Raw genomic sequence first — 22,831 nt, forward strand, 5'->3', positions numbered from 1 at the left:
ACCATAAATGAAAAAGTTTTTAGTACTACTAATTTTGGTAGTTATATCTATACCATTACAAGCCCAAGAGTATAAAATGGGCGAGGTAACCAAAGAAGAGTTACAAGAAGAAAAATGTTCTTTTGATGAGGATGCTAGTGCTGCAATTTTATACTCGCATAGAGAGAGCTATATTTTTGCTACTTCAAACAGCGTTAGTTTGATTACCGAGATTTATAAGAAAATAAAAATATATGATACCGAAGGGTTTGACTATGCTACCGAGATTATTAATTTATATAAGTCTAGAAGTGTTAAAGAACAAGTAAGTAAAATTAAGGCGGTTACCTATAACTTAGAAGGAGATAAAATTGTAGAAACCAAATTAGATAAAGATCAAATTTTTGAAAATGAAGCTTCTTTTAGATATGATAAAACCTCATTTACATTGCCTAATGTAAAAGTAGGATCGGTAATTGAAATATCTTATAAAATTAATTCCCCTTATTACTCTTCTTTCGATGATGTAATTTTTCAGTATGATATACCGGTTAAAAAGTTTTATGCAGAAATAAGAACTCCAGAAGTATTTAAATATAACCGAACATTTAAGGGGTTTGTACCTGTACATGTAACCACCGAAAAAAAACTAGATCACCGTTTAGGTTTAGATGTAGATGTATACATGTATACCCAGGAGAATATACCTGCTTTAAAAGAAGAGCCTAATGTTGATAATATGAATAATTATCGTGGTGCTATTGTTTATGAATTAGCCCAAGAAGAATGGCCTACTTATTTTAGAAGCTATGCCCAAACATGGGGAGATGTAGCTAAGGAAATTGCCAACGAAGAAGATTATAAAGAAGACTTGGATAAAGCACGATTTGTAGATGATATTACCGATCCGTTAATTAACGGGATATCTGACCCGAAAGTGAAGATGCAAAAGATTTTTGATTATGTAAAATCAGAATATACTTGGAATGGTTATGAGGGTAAGTATTTTTATAATGGTTTAAAAAAGACTATTAAGGAGAAAAAAGGAAACGTAGCAGATATTAATCTACTATTAGTAGCTATGCTTAGATATGCAGGTGTAGATGCTAACCCGGTTATTATTAGTACCAAAGATAATATGATACCAGTGTTTCCAACCATTAAAGGGTTAAACTATGTAATAGCACATGTTTTAATAGATAAAGAGGAGTTTGTGTTAGATGCAACCGATGAATTTAGTCAGATTAATTTATTGCCATTGAATGATTACAACTGGGAGGGTATGTATATAAACAACAATAAAAAACTTTGGACAAAAATTTCTTTAGTGGAGCCAGAGCCTTCAGTAGTAAATATAAACATGATGTGCACCTTAGAAGAAGATGGTACAGCAGAGGGAAAAATGCGTTTTGTACTTAATAACCATAGTGCAATGAACTTTAGAAAAGCGTATAAAGATGCTAATGAAGAAGATTTTATAAGAGATCAAGAAAATAGATTACACGATATTGAAATTTCAGATTTTAAAGTAGCTAATGCACAAGCTTCTAATAAAAGTGTTATGGAAAGCTTTTCTTTCTATGCTGAAGATGCCGCAGAACTAATAGGAGATAAGTTGTATGTAAACCCTATGATGTTTTTAACGCAAGATGAAAATCCGTATGTTTCAGAAAAAAGAGAATATCCTATTTATTTTGGGTATCCAAAGGAGACCAAGTGTACTATAACCATGACTATTCCACAAGGATATCACGTAGAATATGCACCGCAATCTCAAATAGTTCAGCTACCTGAAGATTTAGGAGAAGTGAAATACCTGATTAAAGATCAAGGTAATGTGTTGCAAATAGCGTATGATTTGAAGATAAACAAGGCACAGATTTCTCAGTTTTATTATGATTATTTAAAAGGCTTTTTCAGTAAAATGGTGGAAATTGAATCAGAAAAGATAATTTTGTCTAAAGTTTAAGACAATACATCATGGATATAAAAAATGCACAATTAGCCGTAGATAATTGGATAAAAGAACACGGAGTAAGATATTTTAATGAGCTTACCAATATGGCTCAGCTTACAGAAGAGGTTGGGGAGGTAGCAAGAATAATTGCTAGAAGATATGGCGAGCAGTCTGAAAAAGAAAGCGATAAAGATAAAGACTTAGGGGAAGAACTTGCAGATGTGCTATTTGTAGTACTATGCTTGGCTAACCAAACAGGTATTGATTTACAGGCTTCTTTTGATAAAAAAATGGATGTGAAAACTAAAAGAGATCACGACAGACACCATAACAATGAAAAGCTAAAATAAGTTAGCTTTTCTGAAAAATAAACAGCGGATACTATGCAATTTTAAGATAGTATCCGCTTTTTTTTGCTCTTTTGTATAAAGTGCCATTGGTGTGTTGTTTTTTCAGGGGCTTATCAATACATTTGAAACCATTGAATAATTTGTAGCGGACGTGAATTGTAAAGTAAGTACTTCAGATAGTTTTTTTAAAGCAGCAATTAATATAACAGGTAGTAAATCTGAAACTAATAGGTTATTATTATTGCAAGCTTTATTTCCTTCTTTAACCATTGAGAATATTTCAAACTCTGATGATGCAGGCGTAATGCAAAAAGGATTAGCATCTAATGAAACTGTTGTAGATATTCATCATGCAGGTACAGCAATGCGATTTTTAACAGCCTATTTTGCAGTGCAAGAAGAGAGAGAAGTAGTACTAACAGGCTCTTCTAGAATGAAGGAGCGCCCTATTAAAATTTTGGTAGAGGCACTAAATCAATTGGGAGCTCAAATAACGTATGAAGAAAATGAAGGATATCCTCCGTTGCGTATTTCAGGAAAGCAATTAACCAAGGATAAGGTTACCTTACCCGCAGATGTGAGTAGTCAGTACATTTCGGCATTACTGTTAATAGCACCAAAACTAAAAAATGGTTTAGAGTTAACTCTTGATGGTAAAATTACTTCCATACCCTATATACAAATGACGTTAGCCTTACTAGAGGAAATAGGGGTTAAAACTGTTTTTAAAGAAAACGTAATTAAAGTATTTCCCATAACAGAAGAAGTCCTGCCTAAAACCTTAACGGTAGAATCTGATTGGTCTTCGGCCTCTTATTACTATTCCATCGTGGCGCTTTCTAAAACAGGTTCTCAAATAGAACTCTCTAGTTATAAAGAAAATAGTTTACAAGGTGATAGCGCTTTGGCAACCTTGTACAAGCAAATGGGAGTAGATACTACTTATAAAAAAAATAGTATTGTACTAACCAAAGTACCTCATGAAGCAGCTAGTATAGAATTTGACTTAACTAAAACACCAGATATAGCACAAACCATAGCAGTTACCTGTTTTGGACTACAAATACCTTGTGCACTTAGCGGATTGCACACGTTAAAAATTAAAGAAACCGATAGGTTAGAAGCTTTAAAAACAGAGTTAACCAAATTAGGAGCATCTATTTCGGTTACTGATAAAGCGCTATTTTTAGAAGTTTCCAATACACTAAACAGTCATGTAGCTATAGACACCTATAACGATCATAGAATGGCAATGGCCTTTGCTCCACTAGCTATAAAGACTCCTATAATTATAAATGATGCTATGGTAGTATCTAAATCCTACCCCGATTTTTGGGAGGATTTAAAAGCACTTGGTTTTGAAGTTTTATAGTGTTCAGAAAATAATTTTCTCTATTTACTTGACAACCCCTGTTTTGAGATAGTATATTTGCACCCTTAAAAAGAGTGAAGGTATGTCTTTCACTTTCAAAATATTAAAAAAACAAACATGAAGTTATCACATTTCAATTTTGAATTACCAAAGGAATTATTGGCAGAGTACCCTTCTGAAAATAGAGATGAATCCAGATTAATGGTGGTAAACAGAAAAGACGGAAGTATTGAGCATAAGTTATTTAAAGACCTAATTGATTATTTTGATGAGGGTGACGTAATGGTGCTTAACAATACAAAAGTATTTCCTGCAAGACTTTTTGGTAATAAAGAAAAAACAGGAGCAAGAATTGAAGTGTTTTTGTTGCGTGAATTAAATGCAGAACAACGTTTATGGGATGTGTTGGTAGATCCGGCACGTAAAATAAGAATAGGAAATAAATTATACTTTGGAGAAGATGAGAGTCTAGTAGCTGAAGTAATTGATAATACAACCTCTAGAGGTAGAACACTTCGTTTTTTATATGACGGTTCTTATGAAGAGTTTCGTTTTAAATTAAATGAGTTAGGAGAAACTCCACTTCCTAAGTATATCAAAAGAGATGTAGAGCCGGAAGATGAAGAACGTTACCAAACTATTTATGCTAAGCATGAAGGTGCTGTTGCTGCACCAACAGCGGGGTTACACTTTTCTAAGCATTTATTGAAGCGCTTAGAAATTAAAGGGATTGACTTTGCCGAGGTTACTTTACACGTAGGTTTGGGTACATTTAACCCAGTTGAAGTAGAAGACCTTTCTAAGCACAAAATGGATAGTGAAGAAATAGTTATTTCTGAAGAGGCTTGTGATACGGTAAACAATGCAAAGAGCCAAAAACGTAGAGTTTGTGCTGTAGGTACTACGGTTATGAGAGCTATGGAAAGTTCAGTTTCTTCTGATAGAACATTAAATCCGTTTGAAGGATGGACCAATAAATTTATTTTCCCTCCTTATGATTTTAGTATTGCAGATTGTATGATTACTAATTTCCATACTCCAAAATCAACCTTATTAATGATGATTTCTGCTTTTGCAGGTCATGATTTAATGATGAAAGCATATAAGGAAGCTGTAAAAGAAAATTATAAGTTTTACTCGTATGGTGATGCGATGTTAATTATCTAACATACATGACCTCAAAATAGAAACTAAAAGTCCTTTTTTTAAAAAAAGGACTTTTGTTTTTTATGGTATAAAATTTGTGTAAGTTTACATAGAATTAAAATAAAAAAAATGAATAATAATCCAATTATTAGAAATGAGGTAGACAAAGGTTTAGCCGCATTTATGACCAAAACGTATGCTTGGATGGCACTGGCTTTAATAGTTACAGGTCTTGTGTCTTTTGTAGTTGTTAGTAGTCCGCAATTAATAGAAGCTATCATAGTAAACAGGTTTATGTTTTACGCTTTATTAATTAGTGAGGTTGCTTTGGTATGGTATCTGTCATCACGTTTGCATACAATGACGGGCGCTGGAGCTACTATTATGTTTTTAGTATATGCAGCACTTAATGGAGCAACTTTAGCGGTTATATTTTTAGTGTATACGATGAGCTCTATTGCATCTACATTTTTTATTACAGCAGGTACATTTGCTGTAATGAGTGCATATGGGTATTTTACTAAGAAAGATTTATCTTCTTGGGGTAACTTACTTTTTATGGGACTTATCGGAATCATTATAGCTTCTTTGGCAAACTGGTTTATGCAGAGTGAAATGTTGTATTGGATTATAACGTATGTTGGAGTGTTTATTTTTGTGGGGCTTATAGCCTATGATACTCAAAAAATTAAGAACATGTACGCCGGTATTATCACAACAGATGAAGACGAGGTATTAGAAGTACAGAATAAATCTGCTATTATGGGAGCTTTAATGTTATACCTAGATTTTATAAACCTTTTTTTGTTGTTACTACGTATTTTTGGTGGTAGAAGAAATTAATATTTTATAACAATATATAGCATTAAGAAGATTCGTTGAGAAAGCGAATCTTCTTTTTTTTATGTAGCTATTTTAAATTGCATATTTTTGCATTCTATGCAGGCAGAAAAGAAAGATATAAGGGCGCTGACAAAAGAGCAGTTACGTGATTTTTTTGTGAAAAGTGGAGATAAGGCTTTTAGAGGGAATCAGGTATATGAATGGTTATGGCAAAAAGGAGCACATTCTTTTGAGGCTATGACCAATATTTCTAAGTCTACACGCCAAATGTTAGAGGATAACTTTGTAATAAATCATATTAAGGTAGATGTAATGCAGCGTAGTTCTGACGGAACTATAAAAAATGCTGTGCGTTTGCATGATGATTTAATTGTAGAATCGGTTTTAATACCTACCGATACCAGAACCACCGCATGTGTGTCTAGCCAGGTAGGGTGTAGTTTAGATTGTAAGTTTTGCGCAACGGCACGTTTAAAGCGTATGCGTAACTTAAACCCTGATGAAATTTACGATCAGGTAGTGGCTATTGATAATGAAAGTAGATTGTATTTTAACCGTCCCTTAAGCAATATTGTGTTTATGGGAATGGGAGAGCCTTTAATGAACTATAATAATGTTTTAAAGGCAATAGATAAAATTACTTCTGAAGAAGGCTTAGGCATGTCACCACGAAGAATAACAGTATCTACATCGGGTGTGCCTAAAATGATTCGGAAAATGGCAGATGACGAAGTACGGTTTAAGTTAGCAGTTTCTTTACACTCTGCTATAGATGAAACCAGAACTTCTATTATGCCTTTTAATAGTACGTTTCCATTAGCCGATTTAAGAGAGGCATTAGAATATTGGTATAGTAAAACTAAGAGTAGAATTACCTATGAGTATGTAGTTTGGAAAGGCATTAACGACCAACGTAAGGATGTAGAGGCATTGATACGCTTCTGTAAATTTGCGCCTTCTAAGGTTAATATTATTGAATATAACCCTATTGACGATGGTGAGTTTCAGCAAGCTCCAAGTGATGCTATAGATATGTACCAGGCGTTATTACAACAAAACGGAATTACCGTTACTGTTAGACGTTCCAGAGGAAAAGATATTGATGCTGCTTGCGGGCAGTTAGCTAATAAGTCTTAATATAGAAATATATATTATATAGAATATAAAAAGGGAGTTACAGTTTTGTAACTCCCTTTTCTGTTTTATAAATAACTTAAAAAACTATTCTTTAGTAATAGTAATAGACTCGGTGGTTTGTTCACCAAAAACTTTTACTATATAGATACCTTTTCTTAAGCTTGATAAATCTAGCGTATTTTGGTTAAGCATTTCGTTCTCTAATACTAAAACTGTTTGTCCTAGTTGGTTGTAAACTTCAGCTTTTACTAAAGCCTCTGCACCTTTGATATGCATCACAGAGCTTACAGGATTAGGGTAAGCAGTAAATACGTGTTCTTTTACAGTTTCAACACTCATGGCAGCCGTACCTGTGGTAAAAGACCATACAGATGTTCCTGTAGCAGGTCCTACAGCGTTTACTGGTATAACTTCCCAATAATATGTAGTATAATCTGAAAAACCATAAACATTAATGGTAGGGGAAGAAACTGTAGTGTTTAGAGAAGTAAGGTTAGTAGGAGAAGTACCTAAGTTAAATTCGTAGTATAACGGAGCATCTCCTGTAGTGGCAGGTGTCCAAGAGATACTAACTTGAGAATAACTAGCTCCGGCAGTAGAGTACTCCAATGGAACCGCAGTAGCACCATCTACTGGTGTAGGGGTAGTAGCTGCTAGAGGAGCAGATGTAGCATTTGCAATCATGTTCACATTATCTACATACCAATAATCTCCGTCATTTTGTTCTACCACAAAAGCAATATACACTGATTGCCCTGCATAGGCAGACAAATCTAAAAGTTCAGTAGCGAAGGCTGCAGCTGAAGCTTGTGTTTCTGTATAGGTTATTACATTGGTATAGTCAGAAATGGTAGTTTGACTGTTGGTAGAAACTTTTACAGAAAGCGTAGAACCTTTGTCAGCTGTTTCATAATTAGCTAAACTGAATGATAGCATATAATCAGTTGCATCAACGGTAAATTGTGGTGTTACTAACCAATCTTCAGAAGTATCAGAAGCAGAGGATAAAGCTTCTGGTGCTACATAAGCATAATAACTAGTGCTATTTATGATCCAATTATTAGTAGCTCCCAGACCATTAGCACCAATAAAGGTAGTCCATCCTGTAGGAAGGGTGCCAGCACTAAATGTTTCAGGGAATTGAGCAAAAGCACTGAATCCGGTTAATAATGTGAGTAACAGAGTAGTAATTTTTTTCATGTAAGTAAATATTTATGTTAATATTCTAAAAATAATTACTTTTTAGTGAATAAAGTGTTTTTATAGACTGTTTTTTTATGAAAAAAGGTGATGATAATTTATTGATTTGTGATTTTAATGAAGGTATTGGTATAGATTTTAAAAAAGAACGTCTGCAATAATTATTGCAGACGTTCTTTTTTAAAATCTATTTCGCTTGGAAATCAAATGCTCTTAGGTTTGCTCCGAAATAGTTTAAGTTTACTAAGTTATTTAGTAAACTTAATGGTTTTTATAGTATTACCCATAGCTACTTTAGCTACATAAACACCTTTAGCTATATTTGGTAATGAAACTAACTCTTCTGTGTTATTAAGCTCTTTAGTAAGTATTTGTTGTCCGGAAACGTTATATACATCAATGTGTGTAAAACTGTTATTAGATGATTTTAAAGTTAATTGATTATTGTGGGCTGTATAGATGTAATCAAACATATTGGCAGAAAAATCTTCTGTACTTAGTGAGGTAGTAATGGCAACATCGTCAATATTTAAAACATATTGATCGGTAGAATTGTGATGTCTAAAGGCTATATAAATGTTTTGACCTGCCAATGAACTAATATCTAAGGTTCTATCAACATACACACCTGCACCTCCGTTTTGACCAACAATTTCATTGAAGCTTACAGCACTTGCTGTAAAATCAGCAGGTGTATTTCCGGTAGCTGCATATACTGTATAATTTTCATCAGCCCATGAGGCATCAATACCTCTAGCTTTCCATGTAAGTTGAACATTGTCAGAAGTAGAGTATGCTGTTAAATCTACAGGTATAGATATTAACCAGTTGTCAGGTGTTAAAGCACCAACATTATTAACATAAGAAGCAGATGCAGCACATGGGTTTCCGTCAGGAGTACCATCTTCATCTTGATCATAATCTACTGAATACCATCCGTTACCATCGCCATCGCTATCCATTTGTACCCAGCAAGCAATTAAGGCGTTAGGGTCGGTAAAATCATGAGTGAAAGGAATACTTTCATTAGGACAGGTAAATGAAGTTTCAGTTATTTCAAATTGAAAACCATCTCCATTCCAGTTGTCATCCCAAAGAATATAAAAAACATCTCCTGCCGAAATAGGAAAAGATACAGTGGAAAGATAATTGAAATTATCAAGGTCTACATCGTCATTTGTAGCATAACATGTAAGGGTTCCGCAAGTGCCAGTATAAATGCTCAATCTAGTATCGTCACTATAGGTAGTACCGTCGTTTTGGGCTAAATCAGAAGAAATAGTAGCATAACCGTCAATGGTAGCAGTATAAGAATACCAATTACCATAATCAGCAGTGCTAGAAAAACAGCTAGTTGGGCTTAATGTTCCCGTAAGTGTTCCAACAGTTGTTAAGCCTACAGTGGCAGGTAAAGCAGTTGTGCAACTGCTTTGAGCATTCACCATGAAGGTAGTTATAAATAAACAGTAGAATAGAGTAGTAATTTTTTTCATGTAAGTAAATTTTTATTATTTGATAGTAAAAATAACTACTTTTTTTAAAGTATAAATAAGGGTGCCCTGATAAATTCTTGAATTAAGGAAACTTTAACGTATAATATAGGCATATAGAAACTAGGTAGGTTTGCCTAATTTATGAGTGAGGCAGCCCAGTAGATTGGTTTTTTACTCTTAATAGATGTTGATATGCCCATTTTTAAATAAAGTAGTGCATAATTTTTTGTACGTTTGCGTAGTATTAAGGTTTTAATCTAAGCTTTGAAAGTAGTAGAACAAATTAAATTTCCTATACGTGAGGAAATGGAACTCTTCGAGAAAAAGTTCCAAGAGGCCATGTCTTCTAAGGTTGCCTTACTTAATAGAATCACTTATTATATAGTAAATAGAAAAGGAAAACAGATGCGACCTATGTTTGTTTTCTTAGTATCTAAAATGATTTCTGATGGTGAGGTAAATGATAGAACCTATAGAGGTGCTGCTGTTATAGAGCTTATACATACTGCTACTTTAGTACATGATGATGTAGTAGATGATAGTAACAGACGAAGAGGCTTCTTTTCTATCAACGCCTTGTGGAAAAATAAAATTGCAGTTCTGGTAGGAGATTATTTACTATCTAAAGGGTTGTTATTATCTATTGACCATAACGATTTTGACTTACTTAAAATCATTTCTGTGGCTGTACGCGAAATGAGTGAGGGGGAGTTGCTACAAATTGAAAAAGCTAGAAAGCTAGATATTACTGAAGAAGTTTACTACGAGATTATAAGGCAAAAAACGGCTACTCTTATTGCAGCTTGTTGTAGTTTAGGTGCTTGTTCTGTAGCTCCAGACTCTGAACATGTTGAGAAGATGCGAAAGTTTGGGGAGCTTATTGGTATGGCTTTTCAAATAAAAGATGACCTTTTTGATTATACCGATGGCCCTATTGGAAAACCTACAGGTATTGATATCAAAGAGCAGAAAATGACGCTTCCTTTAATTTATACGTTGAATACTTGTGATAAAAAAGAGCATGATTGGTTAATTAACTCTATTAAACGCCATAATAAAAACAGTAAGCGTGTAAAAGAGGTTATTGATTTTGTGAAGCAAAAGGGCGGTTTAGAGTATGCTACATCTAAAATGATAGATTTTCAGCAGGAAGCACTTCAAATTCTTTCCGATTATAAAGATTCTCCTTATAAAGATTCGCTAGAGTTAATGGTGAATTATGTTATAGAACGAAAAAAATAAAAAAAAAGTAATTTTTTAAATAGTTGTTTATTAATTGTTTGTGGTTGTTTGCTAAGGGTTTAATTTATTTTTTTATACCTTCAGGCAACCTTTTTTTATTTAAAAACGTCTTTATATTTAGAAACCAGTATGAAACGTGTTTTGAAAGTAATTCAATTACATAATAGCGAAGAAAAGCTAATTAAAAAAGCCCAGAAGAATGATAGGGTTGCACAACAGGCTTTGTATACTACCCATGCTCCTAAAATGTTGAGTGTGTGCAGGTATTATGTAAAAGATATTCATTACGCAGAAGATGTTATGATTACCGGTTTTGCTAAAGTGTTTAAAAATTTAAATCACTTTAGATTTGATGGTAGTTTTGAAGGCTGGGTGCGAAAGATTATGGTAAGGGAGGCTATTTCGTTTTTAAGAACGCATAAGCAAATGGAGTTTTCGGAGGATAATTTGGTTGTTTCGGAAGGTGTAAGTTATGAGTCTGAAATGAGCACCGAAATGCTTCAGTTGTTAATAGATGGCTTGCCAGGTGGATATAAAGCAGTTTTTGTAATGTATGCAGTAGAAGGCTATTCGCATAAAGAAATAGCAACACTGTTACAAATTTCTGAGGGTACTTCTAAATCGCAGTTATCAAAAGCCAGAAAATTATTAAAGCAACAATTAGAACTTTTAAAGAAAAGAGAGAATGGGACTGTCTGAGTTTGAAAATGAATTAAAACAAAGGTTAGAAGAGCGTACTATTACCCCTTCTGGTAATGCCTGGGATAAAGTAGTGGGGCAGTTAGAAGAGGAAAAATCAACGTTTACTTTGGCTAAGTGGTATTGGGTTGCGGCTATTTTAATTATTGGAGGTTTTGTGTTAGGAGGTTTTTTAATAAGCCAGAAAACAGCACCGAAGCCCACTATTGTAGATGTAGATGTTAAAAAGGAAGCACCTGTAGAAAACAACATTCATAAAAGAGAAGTAGATGTGACTGAAGGCGTGGTTGAAGTAGCTGCAATAAAAAGAGTAAATGATAAGACCGAGAATAAGGTAGAAGAAGTTAACTCTAAAACATATCAAAAACCAGATAGTAAGTTGCATATAGTAGAGGTAGCTTCGGTGGTTCCGGTAAAATTGGAAAAAAGTGCGTCAGATGTTTTAGAAGATGCTAAAGTAGATAAGGTGTTATTAACACTAAATACCATGCAGGAGCATGGTACAGAAATAACGGATGCTACTATAGACTCTTTATTACTAAATGCACAAAATGAATTAAGAGCTGAAAGAATACAACTTGCCTTAGCAAACAATAACAATGCTACAGAAAGTCTGGCAGCTTCATTGCTTTCTGAGGTAGAGTATGAGTTAGATAAATCATTTAAAGATAAAGTGTTTAATGCCCTTCAAGATGGGTTTATAAAAATTAAAACAGCAGTAGCTGAAAAGTAACCAATAAATAGAGTTCATTCATCAATCAAAATCAATTAAAGAAGAAAATTATGATTAGAGTTATTACCTTCATGACTATGTTGGTACTAATGTTTAGTACCTATGTCTTAAGTGCGCAAGTAGAGCAAGATACCTTAAAATTAGAGGTAGATAAGAAAAAAGCAGGATTATCAGATGATAAACAAGAGCTTATTAAAAGCTTAAAATTAGAAAAAGAAGCTATTGTAGATATTGAAAAGAATAAGTTAAAGGAAGCTGTTAGGTTGATTTCGGAAAAACAAGCTAAAGGAGAAATCACAGAAGAAGAAGCTAAAAAACAAAAAGAAGCAGCCGCTAAGTTAGCAGCACAAAATATTGAGAATAAAACGGCTATTGTAGATAACAAAATAGCGTTAGCAGAAAGAGGAGAAGATGTTGAAAATGGAGAAGCAATTCAGAGTACCTTAATTTTTGATAAAGACGGACTTAGAATTGAGAATAGAAAGGTGTATGGAGATACGCTTAACAGAAGACACTATAAATATGATAAAAGAACTACAGGAAGTTTAGTAGTAGCTTTAGGATTAAACAATAGTATTATTGATGGAGAAGGTATAGATGGTTCTCCGTATGAGATAGGTGGAAGTAGATTTTTTGAGATTGGGTATATGTGGAATACACGTTTGTTTTTAAATAGCAATGCTGTACGTTTTAGATATGGTATTACTTTTCAGAACAACGGTTTAAAGCCTACTGATAATATGTACTTTGTAGAAAATGGAGATCAGACCCTTTTACAAGAGCACCCTAATAGCTTGAAAAAAGTAAAACTACGTATGGATAATATTGTAGTGCCTGTATTTTTTGAGTTTGGACCTTCTAAAAAAATTGATAGAGGAGATTATTTTAGATATAGCAATGATGAAATGTTTAAGTTTGGTATTGGTGCATATGCAGGTTTAAACTATAGTACACGCCAAAAGTTAAAATATAAAAATGATGGTGACAGGGTAAAGGAGAAGATAAAAAGTGATTTTAATACCAATAATTTTATTTACGGAGTAGCCGCTTATATTGGTATAGGAGATACCTCTTTATATGCTAAGTACGATTTAAACCCAATTTTTCATGATGCTGTAAAAGAACAGAATAACGTATCGTTAGGAATACGATTTGATTTAGATTAAATATTTTTGAATTAGAATAATACCTTTGACAAACGGCGCCTAGTTAGGCGTCGTTTTTTTGTTATATTAGTAAATGGTACCAACCCTCACGAAAAATTAGTTAATTTTGCAGACCAAAAATTTATAGAGTATTGATTGCTAAGGAAACCATAGATAAAGTTTTTGATGCTACGCGTGTAGAAGATGTTATTGGAGATTTTGTTCAATTGAAGAAATCGGGAACTAATTACAAGGGGTTAAGTCCGTTTACAGATGAACGAACCCCAAGTTTTATGGTATCTCCTGTAAAGCAAATATGGAAAGATTTCAGTAGTGGTAAGGGGGGTAATGCAATAGCTTTTATAATGGAGCATGAGCATTTTACATACCCAGAAGCTATTCGGTATTTGGCTAAAAAATACGGTATAGAAATAGAAGAAACAGAGCAAACAGACGAAGCAAAAGAGCAAGCTAATGAGCGAGAAAGTATGTTTGTGGTTTCAGAATTTGCCCAAGAAAACTTTGAGCATAACTTATGGGAAACCGGCGCTGGTAAAGCTATAGGGCTTTCTTATTTTAAAGAACGAGGTTTTTTAGATTCTACTATTAGAAAATTCAAACTAGGATATTCTTTAGATGAGTGGGATGCTTTTACAAAGACAGCTTTAGATAAAGGCTATCAGTTAGAGTTTCTAGAAAAAACGGGACTTACTATTGTAAAAGAAGAAGGAAAGCATTTTGACCGTTTTAAGGGGCGTGTAATGTTTCCTATACATTCTATGAGTGGTAGAGTACTTGGCTTTGGGGGTAGAATTTTAGATACACAGAAAAAAGCAGCTAAGTACCTAAACTCTCCTGAGAGTGATATATACCATAAGAGTAAAGTGTTGTATGGTATTTACCATGCAAAACAGGCTATCGCTAAAGAAGATAGTTGTTACTTAGTAGAAGGATATACAGATGTTATACAGTTTCACCAAAACGGAATAGAGAATGTAGTTGCTTCTAGTGGTACTGCACTAACACCAGAGCAAATTAGATTAGTTAATAGGTTAACTAAAAATATTACGGTGCTATTTGATGGTGATGCGGCAGGGTTGAGAGCTTCCTTACGTGGGGTAGATCTTATCTTAGAGCAGGGAATGAATGTTAGGGTGTGCACGTTTCCGGAAGGAGATGACCCTGATAGCTTTGCAAGAAAAAATAGTTACGACGATATAAAGGCGTATTTAGCCGAGAATGCCCAAGACTTTATTCAGTTTAAAGCTTCCTTGTTAGTTAAAGAAGCTAAAAACGACCCGATTAAAAAGGCAGATACTATTAGGGATATTGTAGGAAGTATAGCCAAAATACCTGATAGAATTCAGCAAGAAGTGTATTTGCAGGAATGTTCTAGAATTATGGATATTTCTGAAGATGTACTTTTTAATACCTTGGCACAACTTCATAATAAAGAGGTTAAAGAAGCTGATAAAAACTACAAAAAAGCAAGACAGCAGCAAGCTTTTAACGTTGTTAAAAACGAGCCCTTGCAGCAAACTAAGGTAGACAGGCAATATCTATTAGAACGAAAAATTATTGAGTTGTTGTTACTCTATGGAGAACGTTCTACTGTTTTTGAAGACATGGTGTTGAAAGAAACAGAGAAGGGCTTGGCAATGGAGCAACAGGAATTTGAAGCAAGAGTATTTGAAAAAATATATTTAGATCTTCAGGAGGATGAGGTAGAGCTTTCTAATGACATTTTTAGAAATATTTATGCGAGTTTAATGGAGGCGTTTACCTCAGAGAAGGCTTTTACAATTGAAACTTATTTGCAAGAATTAGAACCTACAATATCTGCAGAGGTAACCTCTATACTGATGGATGAAGAAAAATATAGCTTAGATAATTGGGAGTCTAAAGATATTTTGGTGAAAGCTAAAGATCACGATTTAGGATTGCTAATTAACGAAACTATCTTAAGTCTACGATGCTACCTAATAGAAAATAGAGTAGAGGATTTAAAAGCACAAACGTTACAAAATACAGAAGGTAATACAGAACTTCTAGAAGAAGCTATGCATTACCTTCAATTAAAAAAAGTATTGTCTGAAAAACTAAATAGAGTTCTCTAATTAAAACAACTCTAAAGCTTTTGCTTGTTGTAACATATCTACCATATTATCTACGTTTAGTTTACGCATTAATCTGGCTTTGTATGTACTTACAGTTTTTTCATTTAATCCAAGTTCTTCTGCAACTTGTTTGTTTCTCTTACCTGCAGATAATAGCTTAAGAACTTCTACTTCTCTAGTAGAAAGTCTTCTAAAATATTTTCTTGGTTTGTTTGTGCTTTCGTCAAAAGCTAATCTTTGTGCAAGCTCGTTAGTAATAAACATATTACCTCCGGCAACTTTAAGAATAGCTTCTTTTAAAAGCTCTAAACTAGCGGTTTTGGATATATAACCATGTGCTCCTGCTCTTAGGGTACTTACAGCGTAAACATCTTCTGGTTGGGCACTATACATAAGTACTCTAACCTCGGGGTATTCTTTTTTTAGTTTACGTAAAGCGGTAATTCCGTTAACCTCAGGAATATCCATCTCTAGAAGTATTAAGTCAGGGGTATGACTGGTTAAATACTCAAAAAGTTCATTGGTGGTAGATACTGAGTCTACTACATCTAACTCTGTAGAAGGCTTGAAGAAAGACTCCAATCCTTGCTGTACGATCGGGTGGCTGTCTGCCACTAAAACTTTAATCATTTTTTAGGGTTTAAGGGTTCATAAAACAACAAATGGGATTAACAAAACAATCCAATATTAATTTTGAAAATCCTCACTCTGTATTTGTGGGGTATGTAGGCTGTAAAAATAAGAAAATTATTCTTTTTGTCAAAAAAATATGATACTTACCTCTGAAATCCCTCAATTATTTTAATTCGTTGGGTATCAAACAAACAGGTATCGGGTCCATCTTGTGTTTGTTTGCATTATTGAACCTTTTGTAGATGGCAAAAACTTGCTGTTTTCTACCACTAAAATCATCTATAGTTTTACCAGCTTCATCTTGCGCCATAGCCCATTCTAACTCAGGGTAAGATGCTCCTAATTGATCCTCGTCGGTTCGGTCGTCTCCCCATAAACCGTCAGTAGGTGCTGCTTCAATAATTTCTTGGTTTACTCCTAATGCTTTGGCAATTTCGTACACTTCTGTTTTTAATAAATCTGCAATAGGACTTAAATCTACACCACCATCACCATATTTAGTATAGAAACCAACTCCAAAATCTTCTACTTTGTTACCAGTACCTGCTACTAATCTTTTTTCTAGTGCTGCAAAATAATAAAGGGTAGACATACGTAATCTAGCTCTTGTGTTGGCTAACGACATAAATCTATCTTCTTCACTACTTACAGGTGGTAAGCTTTCAATTAAACTATCAAAAACCGGAGTTAAATTTACGGTAGTCATATGTACCTTTTCAAAATTGCTTTCTAACCACTTGATATGATTTAATGCGCGGCTCACCTGATTTTCAGATTGGTGAATTGGCATTTCTAAACACAGTACATCTAAACCAGTTTTTGCACATAAAGTAGACGTAACGGCCGAATCAATTCCGCCAGAAACTCCAATAACAAAACCATTCATTCCTGCGTTGGTAGCGTAGCTTTTTAACCAAGAGACAATATGCTCAATAATTTCATTTGTTTTCATATATAGATAGTTTACTTTAAATAAAGTATAAATACATTAAATTTGCAGCTAATTTACCTTTTTTTAATAATTAAAAATAGCGTTTAGCGTTCTCATTTGAAACATTATATAAATTTTATGAAAAAAATATCTCTACTAGTTGCGGTATTAGTTTTGTTTTTAGGCTGTGATAAATCCTCTCAAATTGAGAAGGAAATTAGCGAGATTCCTGTAGAGGTAAAAGTAAAGCGTTTTGATCTTGATTATAAGAAGGCAACACCTGCAGACTTGCCCCAGTTAAAGCAAGAGTATCCGTATATGTTTCCTCAGGAATATCCAGATTCTGTTTGGGTAACTAAAATGTACGATACACTACAGAGATCTTTGTTTAATGAGGTTTATAAAGCCTTTCCTGATTTTGAAGCACAGGAGAAAGAGCTAGCGTCTTTCTTTCAGCATGTGAAGTTTTATTATCCTAACGACCCTATTCCTACGGTTATAACTGTAACTTCTGATGTAGATTACAAAAACCAGGTTATATATACAGGTAAATATTTGGTAATAGGCTTAGATACCTACTTAGGTGCTTCTCATGAGTTTTATTCAGGTATGGCACAATACATAACAGAATCTTTAGATAAAAAGTACATGATAGTAGATGTTGCTTCAGCGTATGCCGATGCTAAAGTAGCTTCACCAAGAATGAAAGATTTTCTTTCTGTAATTATTTATTATGGTAAAAAACAATATATAGAGCAGTTGCTAATACCTAATAAATCGGCTGCAGAGAGGTTGAAATATAGCGAAGAACAGTATACTTGGGCAGAAGCTAATGAAGCTATGATATGGCAATACTTTGTGGAAAATGAGGTGTTGTATAGTACGGCTCCTAAATTACTAGAGCGTTTTGTTATGCCTGCTCCGTTCTCTAAATTTTATTTACCAGTAGATAATGAATCACCTGGTAGATTGGGTATTTACATAGGAAGTAAAATTGTAGATGCTTATATGAAAAACAATGATGTATCTTTGCAACAAATGTTAAATACCTCTGCGCAGGAAATTTTTAAGAGTGCGCATTATAAACCAAAAAAATAATGAGTAAAGGAAATACTTCAGATATTCAATTAAATATTGAGTTAGACGAAAATAAAGTACCAGAGAAATTAAGTTGGACGGCTAAAGATGGCGGAATAGAAAATGAAGAGGCAAAAGCAATGTTACTTTCTATTTGGGACCATGATAAAAAAGAAACATTAAGAATTGATTTGTGGACAAAGGATATGCCTTTAGATGAGATGAAAATATTTTTTCACCAAACATTAACGGCTATGTCTGATACTTTTTACAGAGCTACTCAGGATGAAAAAATGACTGCAACCATGAAAGATTTTTGTGATTATTTTGCAGAGAAGCTTGAGTTAAAAAAATAGAAAATATCTTTCCGAATATAAAAGTTAGGTGGTAGCAATTTGTTACCACCTATTTTTTAAAATATACTTTAAAAGTAGTGCCTTTGTTTACGGTGCTTTCTACTTCTATTTTTCCTTCCATAGCCTCTATTTGATTTTTGGTAATAAATAATCCTATTCCTTTGGCTTCTGGGTGTTCGTGAAATGTTTTATACATTCCAAAAAGGTTTTTTTTGTGAATGTTTAGGTCTATACCTATTCCATTATCGGCTACTAATAGGACGATGTAATTAGTACCCTCTTCAATAGATAGGTTTATTACCGGAGTTCTAGAAGGATGTTTGTATTTAATAGCATTGCTCAAAAGATTAATGAGAATGCTGTCTAAATAAGCTGGTACATAGTTAATATACACATCAGCTTTTATGTTGTTTTCTATGCTAACATTGTTTTCTAAAATATGAGCATTTAAGCCATTTAAGGTGTTTTCTATAAAATCTGTTAGGTTTAGTTGTTTTACATCTTCTCGTTTTTTGGTATGCACCAAAATAACATCGTTCAAATGTTTAATGGTAGCAGAAAGGTTATCTACCGCCTGATTAATCATTTTAAAGTAGTCGTTATTGGTTTGTAAGGGCATTTCCATCTTCATTAAGTCTAGTAGCATAGCTAAATTGCCAGAGTGAGAGCGTAGGTTATGCGATACAATATGGGCAAAGTTTAATAATCGATGGTTTTGATTTTGCGTAATTTCTAATAACGATTGTATTTTTCTGTAAGCTGCTTTTTGTTCAGATAAATTGGTTATTTGAGATACGAAGTGTAGCGGATTTCCATTGTTATCTTTTATGATGGATACAGATAGCAATGCAAAAATAATATCTCCATTTTTATGGAAATAACGCTTTTCTAATTGATAAGTTTCTGCTTTACCGTCAATAAGATCGTATACATTTTGTAAATCAATATCTAGATCTGCAGGGTGTGTGATGTCTTGAAATTTTATTTTATATAACTCATCTTTTTCATAGCCCAGCATTTCACATAAACTTTTGTTTACACGTAGCCAATCTCCTTCTAATCCAACAATGGCCATTCCTATAGAAGAGCTTTCAAATGTATTTCTAAACAGTGCTTCTTGGTGGGCTAACTTTTCTCGTTTTTGTACTTCCTCTGTAATGTCTTGAATTAAACCATAAAGTTTTGTGCATTTTCCGTTTTTCATAACGGGTATGCCTATAGCTTTAACCCATTTATCATTTCCTTTTGCGGTAGTTATTATGGTTTCTACTTCATAGCGTATGCCTTTGGTAACGGCATCTTCATAGCTTTTCTGTACAATAGCTAAAGAATCTTCGTCTTTAGAAAAAACCAGCGCGTCTGCTAAGGTGCCTTCAAAGTTTTCAGGTACTTCATAAATTTCTTTGGTTACCTTGTTCCAGAAGAATTTTTCTGTTTCAGGGTATACTTCCCAGATACCAATGGTAGCAGCCTCGTTGATATGTTCAATTAAGGTTTTATGATTTTCTAGTGATTGAATGCGGTCTTTTTTTTCTGTAGTACCAACTACATATTGGGGTTCGTTATATTTGTCAAGTACTACAAAACCAGTACATTTAATCCATATAACTTCGTTATCTATATCGTGGTATCTTTCTAACGAATGAAAATCTTTTTTAGTAGACTGAAGATAGTTTTGAAGTTGTTGATAGGAGTACTGTAAATCTCCTTTTAAAATGGCTTTTTGCCAAAAGAGATCATCATTTGTTTCAGTTGTATTGAGGTAACCAAGAAGTTTCCAGAAGTCGCTAGTAAAGTATCTTTCTTCTGGTTTTTTGATATTCCATATCCATGCACCTTGCGCATTTTCTAGTTTAACGGGTATGTTACTTTCTGCATCGTCTTTTAATAGAACAGAAAGTTCTTGGGCTAAATAACTCATATGTTCAGGATTGGGTACTCTATTAACAAAATTACTAAAATTTTGCCGGTACCATAATCCTGAACATATGAAGTTAAGAATTCTTAAGTTTTGTATTTATTTACTTAAGAAAATATGTAGAAAAGTATGTTTATTGTTTAATAAACTGAAGATTTACTAGTAAGGATACTGTATCTGATACTACAACACTACCAGCTTCTGTCACAGCGCTCCAAGTAAGGCCGAAGTCTTTTCTGTTGATTTTTGCTACCGCTTCAAAACCAGATTTTGTTTGTCCGTAAGGGTCAACCGCAGTACCATTGTATTCAACTTCAAACACTACTGATTTAGTAACGTTTTTGATAGTTAGGTCTCCAGTTAATTTACCGCTTTCGTATGAAGTTGAAACAAATTTAATTTCTGGATACGTTTCAGCATCAAAGAAATCAGCAGATTTCAAGTGGTTGTCTCTATCGGTATTGTTAGTGCTAATTGAAGCTGTTTTTACAGAAGCTTCAAAAACTGCATCTTCAAAATTTTCTGAAGTAGTTTCTAATTTACCTTCAAATTCTCCAAAGTTACCTGTTACGGTAGAAATCATCATGTGTTTTACTTTAAACACCATTTCTGAATGCGTAGGGTCAATAATCCAAGTTGTCTTTTCCATGTTTTTTAATTTTTAAAATTTTTAATTATAATTTCATTGGGACTTCCATTAATAGAAGTCTTGTGTTGTTCTCTTTTGTGTTAATGGTAAAGCTATCGGTATCCCATATACCAAAACCATCTCTTTTTTCTAAGTTTTCACCGTTTATAGTTGCTGAACCTTCTAAAACAAAAACGTAAACTCCATTTTCTGGTTTTTTCAAATTGTATGTTTCAGAGATGTCCGTATCAAAAGTTCCTAGATGAAACCATGCGTTTTGATGTACCCAAACACCATCGTCTTCTTTGTTTGGAGATAGTATTTGAAATAATTGATTTTGGGTATCTGTATTCGATAGCGTTATTTGATCGTATCTAGGAGTTACATTTTTTTGATTTGGGAATACCCAAATTTGTAAAAATTTAACGGCTCTGTCTTTATTTTTATTATACTCACTGTGGAAAACTCCTGTACCTGCACTCATTACTTGTATGTCTCCCTCTTTAATAGTGGTAGTGTTGCCCATACTGTCTTTATGTTCTAGGTCTCCTTCTAACGGAATTGAAATAATTTCCATATTGTCGTGAGGGTGTGTTCCAAATCCCATACCAGCAGCAACATTGTCATCATTTAAAACACGTAATGCGCCAAAATTCATGCGTTCTGGGTTGTAATAATTTGCAAAACTAAAAGTATGATGGCTATCTAACCAACCATGGTTAGCATGTCCTCTGGTGTCTGCTTTGTGAATGATTGTTTTCATAGTATCACTTTCTTTTATAGTTAATGTTTTCACATCTGTTTCTTTAATCATAGCATCATAATCAGATTTTTTTAGCTTCACTTTGGTAGCTCTAATCATTTTTTCTGATTGATGCGATGTTTCTTTGAAACTCATGTTGTTTTTATTTTACAATACAAAGTACCGTAATAAAACAAGGCTAGAAAATATGAGAATGCGGGAAAGACTTATAAAAATCCGATGTTAGATACTTTTCTTGTAGCTAGAAGGAGAGTGTCCTGTACATTTCTTGAAAAAAGAGCTGAAATGAGAGGGTTCGCTAAAGCCTAATTCATAGCCGATTTCTTTGGTAGTTAGGTCAGAGAAATACAGCATTCGTTTTGCTTCTATGTCAAGACGCGATTGAATGTATTCTTTAGCCGTTTTACCAATTAAAGATTTTATAGTTCTGTTTAAATGGTCTGGTGTTATGTTTAAAGCTTCTGCATAGGTAGAGGTTGCATGCCATTTTTTATAATTGTGTTCAACCAAATTTTTAAACTCTTTTAAGGTGTGGTTGCCAGTTTCTATTTTTTGAAGGTTATCTTCTTTAAAAGAGCATAAATTGGTGCATTGAATCAAGAACAGCTTTAAATAAGATCCTATGGAAAAATCTTTTAAAGGAGTGTCTGATTTGTAAAGTTGTAGCATTTCCTCTGCAAAGAAAGTTAGTTTTTCTAGTTGATTATCTTGTAGTTTAAGAGGAGGGCTTTCTCCGTAATCGTAAAACAAGTTTAAGTCGTCAATAAAACTTAGAGGAATGTTATTTTCAATTAAAAATTGACTCGAAAAAACCATAGAGTATCCATAAGTAGCTTTTTCTTCTATTACTTGGTGTACTTGTCCAGGGCTAAGAAAAAATACTTGATGGTCTTCAATTTTAAATTCTTTAAAGTCAATGGTATGTGTGCCTTTTCCTGTTTTTACTAACAAAACTGTGTAAAAGTCGTGTCTGTGTGGAGTGTCTGGTTTACCTTGGTGTTTAACGTAAATATCTTCTGTTCTAGAGATACCAAAACTCATTGCAGGGTTGGTTTTGTTTACGTTATTATATGTTTTAATTGATTCCATAAAAAACCTTCGGTAGGGTAAAG

At 33.6% G+C, this 22,831-nt stretch carries 21 protein-coding genes; 13 read left to right on the forward strand and 8 right to left on the reverse strand.

The window, feature by feature from the left end; genetic code table 11:
- Positions 1–7: 7 nt before the first annotated feature.
- The 6 genes from Y10_RS07200 to rlmN all read left to right on the forward strand — a co-directional run bounded on the left by Y10_RS07200 (position 8) and on the right by rlmN (position 6,784).
- Positions 8–1,948: a DUF3857 domain-containing protein gene (locus Y10_RS07200; RefSeq protein WP_281764682.1), complete on the forward strand. Its 1,941-nt coding sequence runs from the start codon at positions 8–10 to the stop codon at positions 1,946–1,948.
- 11 nt (positions 1,949–1,959) lie between these two features.
- A complete protein-coding gene (locus Y10_RS07205) occupies positions 1,960–2,286 on the forward strand; it encodes a nucleotide pyrophosphohydrolase (protein ID WP_281764683.1) in 327 nt (108 codons plus the stop codon).
- Positions 2,287–2,437: 151 nt separating this feature from the next.
- Positions 2,438–3,658 (forward strand): 3-phosphoshikimate 1-carboxyvinyltransferase, encoded by a 1,221-nt coding sequence (gene aroA, locus Y10_RS07210; protein ID WP_281764684.1) that lies wholly within the window; start codon positions 2,438–2,440, stop codon positions 3,656–3,658.
- 117 nt (positions 3,659–3,775) lie between these two features.
- Positions 3,776–4,825, forward strand: coding sequence for a tRNA preQ1(34) S-adenosylmethionine ribosyltransferase-isomerase QueA (gene queA, locus Y10_RS07215; RefSeq protein ID WP_281764685.1), 1,050 nt, complete (start codon positions 3,776–3,778; stop codon positions 4,823–4,825).
- Positions 4,826–4,933: 108 nt separating this feature from the next.
- Entirely contained in the window at positions 4,934–5,647 is a 714-nt protein-coding gene (locus tag Y10_RS07220) for a Bax inhibitor-1/YccA family protein (protein WP_281764686.1), read from the forward strand.
- Between the two features lie 96 nt (positions 5,648–5,743).
- Positions 5,744–6,784, forward strand: a complete 1,041-nt coding sequence (gene rlmN, locus Y10_RS07225) for a 23S rRNA (adenine(2503)-C(2))-methyltransferase RlmN (protein ID WP_281764776.1) — start codon at positions 5,744–5,746, stop codon at positions 6,782–6,784.
- 84 nt (positions 6,785–6,868) lie between these two features.
- Here rlmN and Y10_RS07230 read toward each other — a convergent pair whose 3' ends face one another.
- Positions 6,869–7,984, reverse strand: coding sequence for a T9SS-dependent choice-of-anchor J family protein (locus Y10_RS07230; protein WP_281764687.1), 1,116 nt, complete (start codon positions 7,982–7,984; stop codon positions 6,869–6,871).
- A 248-nt stretch (positions 7,985–8,232) separates the two neighbouring features.
- Positions 8,233–9,477, reverse strand: coding sequence for a T9SS-dependent choice-of-anchor J family protein (locus Y10_RS07235; RefSeq protein WP_281764688.1), 1,245 nt, complete (start codon positions 9,475–9,477; stop codon positions 8,233–8,235).
- 264 nt (positions 9,478–9,741) lie between these two features.
- Between Y10_RS07235 and Y10_RS07240 the strand changes: the two genes are divergently transcribed.
- From Y10_RS07240 to dnaG, 5 genes are all read left to right on the forward strand, one after another.
- A complete protein-coding gene (locus tag Y10_RS07240; RefSeq protein ID WP_281764689.1) occupies positions 9,742–10,719 on the forward strand; it encodes a polyprenyl synthetase family protein in 978 nt (325 codons plus the stop codon).
- Between the two features lie 141 nt (positions 10,720–10,860).
- Entirely contained in the window at positions 10,861–11,418 is a 558-nt protein-coding gene (locus tag Y10_RS07245) for an RNA polymerase sigma factor (RefSeq protein WP_281764777.1), read from the forward strand.
- Entirely contained in the window at positions 11,405–12,151 is a 747-nt protein-coding gene (locus Y10_RS07250; RefSeq protein WP_281764690.1) for a hypothetical protein, read from the forward strand. The genes Y10_RS07245 and Y10_RS07250 overlap by 14 nt, the downstream gene beginning before the upstream one ends.
- 50 nt (positions 12,152–12,201) lie before the next feature.
- Positions 12,202–13,317, forward strand: coding sequence for a hypothetical protein (locus Y10_RS07255; RefSeq protein WP_281764691.1), 1,116 nt, complete (start codon positions 12,202–12,204; stop codon positions 13,315–13,317).
- A gap of 131 nt (positions 13,318–13,448) precedes the next feature.
- Positions 13,449–15,413 (forward strand): DNA primase, encoded by a 1,965-nt coding sequence (dnaG, locus tag Y10_RS07260; protein ID WP_281764692.1) that lies wholly within the window; start codon positions 13,449–13,451, stop codon positions 15,411–15,413.
- Here the strand turns inward: dnaG and Y10_RS07265 are convergent, their stop codons facing one another.
- Positions 15,414–16,043, reverse strand: a complete 630-nt coding sequence (locus Y10_RS07265; RefSeq protein WP_281764693.1) for a response regulator — start codon at positions 16,041–16,043, stop codon at positions 15,414–15,416.
- 166 nt (positions 16,044–16,209) lie between these two features.
- A complete protein-coding gene (nadE, locus tag Y10_RS07270) occupies positions 16,210–16,998 on the reverse strand; it encodes an NAD(+) synthase (RefSeq protein ID WP_281764694.1) in 789 nt (262 codons plus the stop codon).
- Positions 16,999–17,115: 117 nt separating this feature from the next.
- Here nadE and gldB point away from each other — a divergent pair, with 117 nt between their 5' ends.
- Both gldB and gldC read left to right on the forward strand, forming a co-directional pair.
- On the forward strand, positions 17,116–18,075 hold the full coding sequence (gldB, locus tag Y10_RS07275; protein WP_281764695.1) for a gliding motility lipoprotein GldB: 960 nt from the start codon (positions 17,116–17,118) through the stop codon (positions 18,073–18,075).
- Complete coding sequence (gldC, locus tag Y10_RS07280) at positions 18,075–18,410, forward strand: gliding motility protein GldC (RefSeq protein WP_281764696.1); 336 nt, start codon at positions 18,075–18,077, stop codon at positions 18,408–18,410. The genes gldB and gldC overlap by 1 nt, the downstream gene beginning before the upstream one ends.
- A 49-nt stretch (positions 18,411–18,459) precedes the next feature.
- On the opposite strand, the gene Y10_RS07285 is transcribed toward gldC, so the two are convergent.
- From Y10_RS07285 to Y10_RS07300, 4 genes are all read right to left on the reverse strand, one after another.
- Entirely contained in the window at positions 18,460–20,331 is a 1,872-nt protein-coding gene (locus Y10_RS07285) for a PAS domain-containing sensor histidine kinase (RefSeq protein ID WP_281764697.1), read from the reverse strand.
- A 130-nt stretch (positions 20,332–20,461) separates the two neighbouring features.
- Positions 20,462–20,977: a YceI family protein gene (locus Y10_RS07290; protein WP_281764698.1), complete on the reverse strand. Its 516-nt coding sequence runs from the start codon at positions 20,975–20,977 to the stop codon at positions 20,462–20,464.
- Positions 20,978–21,002: 25 nt separating this feature from the next.
- On the reverse strand, positions 21,003–21,719 hold the full coding sequence (locus Y10_RS07295) for a pirin family protein (protein ID WP_281764778.1): 717 nt from the start codon (positions 21,717–21,719) through the stop codon (positions 21,003–21,005).
- A 222-nt stretch (positions 21,720–21,941) separates the two neighbouring features.
- Positions 21,942–22,808: an AraC family transcriptional regulator gene (locus Y10_RS07300; protein WP_281764699.1), complete on the reverse strand. Its 867-nt coding sequence runs from the start codon at positions 22,806–22,808 to the stop codon at positions 21,942–21,944.
- Positions 22,809–22,831: the final 23 nt, after the last annotated feature.

The organism is Neptunitalea lumnitzerae, from assembly GCF_027924185.1.
Taxonomy (GTDB): Bacteria; Bacteroidota; Bacteroidia; order Flavobacteriales; family Flavobacteriaceae; genus Neptunitalea; species Neptunitalea lumnitzerae.

What these genes read in the sequence shown, in the direction of transcription:
- rlmN (WP_281764776.1), top strand. Translation starts at nt 5,744, where the DNA reads ATGCAGGCAGAAAAGAAAGATATAAGGGCGCTGACAAAAGAGCAGTTA.
- Y10_RS07290 (WP_281764698.1), bottom strand. Translation starts at nt 20,977, where the DNA reads ATGGAAAAGACAACTTGGATTATTGACCCTACGCATTCAGAAATGGTG.
- Y10_RS07235 (WP_281764688.1), bottom strand. Translation starts at nt 9,477, where the DNA reads ATGAAAAAAATTACTACTCTATTCTACTGTTTATTTATAACTACCTTC.
- gldC (WP_281764696.1), top strand. Translation starts at nt 18,075, where the DNA reads ATGAGTAAAGGAAATACTTCAGATATTCAATTAAATATTGAGTTAGAC.
- Y10_RS07230 (WP_281764687.1), bottom strand. Translation starts at nt 7,984, where the DNA reads ATGAAAAAAATTACTACTCTGTTACTCACATTATTAACCGGATTCAGT.
- nadE (WP_281764694.1), bottom strand. Translation starts at nt 16,998, where the DNA reads ATGAAAACAAATGAAATTATTGAGCATATTGTCTCTTGGTTAAAAAGC.
- queA (WP_281764685.1), top strand. Translation starts at nt 3,776, where the DNA reads ATGAAGTTATCACATTTCAATTTTGAATTACCAAAGGAATTATTGGCA.
- Y10_RS07200 (WP_281764682.1), top strand. Translation starts at nt 8, where the DNA reads ATGAAAAAGTTTTTAGTACTACTAATTTTGGTAGTTATATCTATACCA.
- Y10_RS07295 (WP_281764778.1), bottom strand. Translation starts at nt 21,719, where the DNA reads ATGAAAACAATCATTCACAAAGCAGACACCAGAGGACATGCTAACCAT.
- Y10_RS07300 (WP_281764699.1), bottom strand. Translation starts at nt 22,808, where the DNA reads ATGGAATCAATTAAAACATATAATAACGTAAACAAAACCAACCCTGCA.
- Y10_RS07220 (WP_281764686.1), top strand. Translation starts at nt 4,934, where the DNA reads ATGAATAATAATCCAATTATTAGAAATGAGGTAGACAAAGGTTTAGCC.
- Y10_RS07285 (WP_281764697.1), bottom strand. Translation starts at nt 20,331, where the DNA reads ATGAGTTATTTAGCCCAAGAACTTTCTGTTCTATTAAAAGACGATGCA.
- Y10_RS07265 (WP_281764693.1), bottom strand. Translation starts at nt 16,043, where the DNA reads ATGATTAAAGTTTTAGTGGCAGACAGCCACCCGATCGTACAGCAAGGA.
- Y10_RS07255 (WP_281764691.1), top strand. Translation starts at nt 12,202, where the DNA reads ATGATTAGAGTTATTACCTTCATGACTATGTTGGTACTAATGTTTAGT.
- Y10_RS07250 (WP_281764690.1), top strand. Translation starts at nt 11,405, where the DNA reads ATGGGACTGTCTGAGTTTGAAAATGAATTAAAACAAAGGTTAGAAGAG.
- gldB (WP_281764695.1), top strand. Translation starts at nt 17,116, where the DNA reads ATGAAAAAAATATCTCTACTAGTTGCGGTATTAGTTTTGTTTTTAGGC.
- Y10_RS07205 (WP_281764683.1), top strand. Translation starts at nt 1,960, where the DNA reads ATGGATATAAAAAATGCACAATTAGCCGTAGATAATTGGATAAAAGAA.